Consider the following 4070-nt stretch of genomic DNA (forward strand, 5'->3'; position numbering starts at 1 on the left):
GACATTCTTCAACCGCACCAGGCTCTTGACGCGCGACATCAGCTGCAGGTCGTTGACCGGCTTGGTGAGGAAATCGTCGGCGCCGGCCTTCAGGCCCCTTACCCGGTCGGAGGGCTGATCGAGGGCCGTGACCATGACGACGGGAATATGGGCGGTGCGGGGGTTCGCCTTCAGCCGTTCGCAGACTTCGAAACCATCCAGGCCCGGCATCATGATATAGAGCAATATGAGATCAAGCGGCTGCTTCTCGCAAATAGCGAGCGCTTCGTAACCGTCTGCAGCGGTGAGAACGTCGAAATACTCGGCCACCAGCCGGGCTTCCAGCAGTTTCACATTGGCCGGTATGTCATCGACGACAAGGATACGCGCGGTCATGCAATCTTTCCTGCCCAATGAGCGCTTGAGATAACCCCACTCAGCGCGAATTATTTTGCGGAGCTGCCCGTTAGAGCGCTCCCGGCAACCTCATGCGTCGCCCAGATAAGTCTTGATCGTCTCGATAAATTTCGGAACCGAGATCGGTTTGGAGACATAGGCCTCGCAGCCCCCCTGTCGGATCCGCTCCTCGTCGCCCTTCATCGCAAAGGCCGTAACGGCGATGACCGGGATAACATGGAGCTCGTCGTCCTCTTTCAGCCACTTGGTCACTTCCAGCCCGGAAACCTCCGGCAACTGGATGTCCATGAGAATCAGGTCCGGGCGATGTTTACGCGCAAGATCAAGGGCTTCCATGCCATTGCGGGTCTGGATGGTCGTGTATCCGGATGCTTCGATCAGGTCACGAAAGAGCTTCATATTCAGCTCGTTGTCTTCAACAATCATCACCTGCTTGGGCATTTTGGTCCCTTGTTTTGCCGTTCCGGCTTGCAAGCCCGGCGCATCCTTATAAGTTGCGCGCAATGGACATCACCTGTTCCCGGAAGCTTGACCTTAGAGCTATTTGGTTGAAAAACAGGTAATATTGCGCGAAAAAATTGCCTGAATGCCAGAAGGACGAATGCACGTGACACCGGCCGAGGAAACCGCAATCGCCATTCTTGCATGGCTGGCAAACGAGCCGGAACTGCTCGGCCGCTTCCTGGCGCTGACCGGCACCGATCCCGCCTCGTTGCGGCATGCAGCGGCCGATCCGGGGTTTCTTGCCGGCGTCGTCGATTTCCTGATGGGCCATGAGCCAACCCTCCTCTCCTTCTGCGAGGCGACCGGCACGCCGCCCGAACAGGTGGTGCGGGCGCATGCGGTCCTGTCAGGTCCCGATAATCCCGGCGACTTCTGAGGCAGAGAGCATGGTCCGGTTTCGCTGTCGGCAAGAGCGTGGATATCGTCCGGCCTCCCTTGAGTGTCGGCAGCATAGAGCGTAACGTAAAAATGTTCAACTTTTGTTCCGGTCCATGCACACAGACACGCCGCGCCTTCCGGGTTTCTGCCGAGACTGCCTGACCGGCCAGCCGGACGGCATACGCCGTTGCCGGGCCTGCGGCAGTCCGCGCCTGCTTTATCATTCCGAACTCCATGAGCTGACACTCGCCCATATCGACTGCGATGCCTTCTACGCGTCCGTCGAGAAGCGCGACAATCCGGAACTGGCCGACAAGCCGGTGATCATCGGCGGCGGCAAGCGCGGCGTCGTGTCCACCGCCTGCTACATCGCCCGCATTCACGGCGTGCGCTCGGCCATGCCGATGTTCAAGGCGCTCGAAGCCTGTCCGCAGGCGGTCGTCATCAAGCCGGACATGGAGAAATATGTGAGGGTCGGCCGTGAGGTGCGCAGCCTGATGCAGGAACTGACGCCGCTGGTGCAGCCGCTGTCGATCGACGAGGCCTTTCTGGAACTGAAAGGCACGGAGCGCCTGCATCACGATCCCCCTGCCCGCACTTTGGCGAAATTCGCCCGCCGCGTCGAACAGGAGGTCGGCATCACCGTTTCGGTCGGTCTTTCCTATTGCAAGTTCCTGGCCAAAATCGCCTCGGACCTGCAGAAGCCGCGCGGCTTTTCCGTCATCGGCGCAGCCGAGGCGCTGGACTTCCTGAAGGACCGGTCCGTCACCCTTATCTGGGGTGTCGGCAAGGCCTTTGCGGCGACGCTGGAGCGCGACGGCATCCGCACCATCGGCCAACTCCAGACGATGGAGGAAACCGACCTGATGAAGCGCTACGGCACCATGGGCCAGCGCCTCTACCGGTTGTCGCGTGGCCAGGACGAGCGCAGGGTCGAGATCGACCGCGAAGCCAAGAGCGTCACTTCGGAAACCACCTTCAACGACGACCTCTGCGACTATGACGACCTCGTCACGCATCTGCGCCGATTGAGCGAACAGGTGGCGTACCGGCTGCGAAAGGCCGAGATCGCCGGGCAGACCGTCGTCCTGAAGCTGAAGACCGCCGACTTCAAGATCCGCACGCGCAACCGGCGACTGGACAGCCCCACCCGCCTTGCCGACCGCATCTTCCGCACCGGCATGCAGCTTCTCGACAAGGAAGCGGACGGAACGAAATTCCGCCTGCTCGGCATCGGCGTCGCTGATCTTTCCGATCCCGATCTCGCCGATCCGCCCGACCTCGTCGATGCGCTGGCCGGACGCCGTGCCGCGGCCGAAGCGGCGATCAACGCTCTGCGCGACAAGTTCGGCAAGGCGAGCGTCGAGACCGGCTACACATTCGGCAAGGGCCGGCGGAAATAACCGGGTCGCCTCGCCTGCTCCCTCTGTTCTTTTTGTTCCCTTGGAAACAGCAAAGCTTCCTTAAATCTCTCACGCTAGCCTTGTCTGCCACTCCTTCGTCCGGATGTTCACATGGTTTTGCGTCTTGCATTTGGTATCGGCCTTGTTTTCTCGCTCTCCGCCAGCACCGCGCTTGCGGGCGGCGATCAGGCGCCGCTGCAGATCGTCGTCTCCCGCGACCAGCAGTCGCTGGTGGTCTATGACGGCGATACGGTGATCGCGACGTCGAATGTCTCGACCGGCAAGCCCGGCCATTCGACGCCAACAGGCATTTTCTCGATCCTCGAAAAACGCCGCTTCCACGCATCCAACATCTATTCGAACGCGCCGATGCCCTTCATGCAACGGCTGACCTGGTCCGGGATCGCGCTACATGCGTCGAACCACGTTCCAAACCGCCCGGCCTCGCACGGCTGCGTGCGCCTGCCGGACGATTTTGCCAAGCAGCTTTTCAAGATGACCGGCCGTGGGCTGCACGTGCTGATTTCGGATCGCCAGTTGGTGCCGCAGGCGATTTCCGATCCATTCCTGTTCCAGCCGATTGTCGTCCAACCGGCGCTGCTATCCGATGCGACATTGCGGCCGAGCGTGTCGCATCTTCCCGAAAAGCCTGTGGAAGTTGCGACGATCGCGCCGCAGCAGGTTGAAAAGCCGACTGTCGAGCCGGAGCAAAAGCCACCGATCCGGATATTGATCACCCGCCGCGATCAGCGCGACATCACCCGCGATGTCCAGGCGCTGCTCAATCAGATCGGTTATACCGCCGGCACCATAGACGGCTATGCCGGTGTGCAGACGCTGCAGGCGGTTCGATCATTCCAGGCCGATGAAAAAATGGCGGTGAACGGCCTGTTGACGAGCGAATTCCTGGATGCGCTTTATCTCAAGGCCGGCAAGGGCAAGCCGCCGAACGGCCAGCTTTTCGTACGCCGCGATTTCGAGCCGCTGCTGGACATGCCGGTTACCATCGAAAACCCGGAAATCGCGCTTGGAACGCATTTCCTGCAGTTCCAGAATATCGATGCGGCGACCGGAAAGGGCGAATGGTTCGTCATGTCGCTCGACAACAGCCTGCCGGGGCCGATGAAGAAGCGGCTCGGCATTACCGTCGAGGAAGATGCGAGCGCCTTCAATGCGGCACGGCGCAGCATGGGCCGCATCATCCTTGCGCAGGAGGCGCGCCAGAAGATCGAGGAACTGCTGGCCGAAGGTTCCTCTCTGACCATTTCCGATCTCGGCCTGGGGCAGGAAACCGGCAAAGGGACGGATTTCGTGACGATCACCCGCACCCCGCCGAAATCCTGAACGTATAAAGGGCGTCAGCTATACGAGTTCGACGTCGATCACCCC

At 60.7% G+C, this 4070-nt stretch carries 5 protein-coding genes; 3 read left to right on the plus strand and 2 right to left on the minus strand.

What is annotated here, in order from left to right:
* Positions 1 to 375 (minus strand): response regulator (locus VL202_RS20650; RefSeq protein WP_325465948.1); only part of this gene is annotated, 375 nt, incomplete at its 3' end.
* 90 nt (positions 376 to 465) lie between these two features.
* Positions 466 to 837, minus strand: a complete 372-nt coding sequence (locus VL202_RS20655; protein ID WP_003547430.1) for a response regulator — start codon at positions 835 to 837, stop codon at positions 466 to 468.
* 160 nt (positions 838 to 997) lie between these two features.
* On the opposite strand from VL202_RS20655, the gene VL202_RS20660 reads away from it, so the two are divergent.
* The 3 genes from VL202_RS20660 (at position 998) to VL202_RS20670 (ending at position 4025) form a co-directional block, all read left to right on the plus strand.
* On the plus strand, positions 998 to 1276 hold the full coding sequence (locus VL202_RS20660) for a DUF3572 domain-containing protein (RefSeq protein ID WP_414692913.1): 279 nt from the start codon (positions 998 to 1000) through the stop codon (positions 1274 to 1276).
* Between the two features lie 115 nt (positions 1277 to 1391).
* Entirely contained in the window at positions 1392 to 2681 is a 1290-nt protein-coding gene (locus VL202_RS20665; RefSeq protein WP_325465949.1) for a DNA polymerase IV, read from the plus strand.
* Between the two features lie 117 nt (positions 2682 to 2798).
* Positions 2799 to 4025, plus strand: a complete 1227-nt coding sequence (locus VL202_RS20670) for a L,D-transpeptidase family protein (protein WP_325465951.1) — start codon at positions 2799 to 2801, stop codon at positions 4023 to 4025.
* The last annotated feature ends 45 nt before the right edge of the window (positions 4026 to 4070 follow it).

The organism is Pararhizobium sp. (assembly GCF_035497515.1).
Classification (GTDB): Bacteria; Pseudomonadota; Alphaproteobacteria; order Rhizobiales; family Rhizobiaceae; genus Pararhizobium.